Source organism: Streptomyces fildesensis, from assembly GCF_016107395.1.
GTDB classification, from domain to species: domain Bacteria; phylum Actinomycetota; class Actinomycetes; order Streptomycetales; family Streptomycetaceae; genus Actinacidiphila; species Actinacidiphila fildesensis.
In genome coordinates this window covers 1-417 of record NZ_JAAIKO010000197.1, presented here as the reverse complement: position 1 = coordinate 417, position 417 = coordinate 1, and the positions used below count along the sequence as shown (strand labels likewise).

At 52.0% G+C, this 417-nt stretch carries 1 protein-coding gene; it reads right to left on the bottom strand.

The window, feature by feature from the left end:
* A partial coding sequence (locus tag C6N31_RS47240) for an Hsp70 family protein (RefSeq protein WP_198359673.1) occupies positions 1-417 on the bottom strand: 417 nt, incomplete at both ends.

Here is a 417-nt window from a genome sequence, read left to right as displayed (position 1 = left end):
CATTCGCATCGATGTCGAAGCAGACCGTAATCTGAGGGACACCTCTCGGTGCCGGAGGAATTCCGGAGAGCTCGAATTTGCCAAGCAAATTGTTGTCCCGCGTCCTGGTTCTCTCGCCTTCGTATACCTGAATCAAAACACCCGGCTGGTTGTCAGAGTAGGTAGAGAACACCTGCTCTTTCTTGGTCGGAATGGTCGTGTTCCTGGGAATCAAGACGGTCATCACGCCGCCGGCAGTTTCCAACCCAAGAGATAGAGGCGTGACATCCAAAAGAAGAAGATCTTGAACTTTTTCGTTCCCCTCTCCGCTCAGAATGGCGGCCTGCACAGCAGCACCATAAGCGACAGCTTCGTCAGGATTGATGCTTTTGCAGAGCTCTTTGCCATTGAAGAAATCTTGCAGGAGCTGCTGCACTT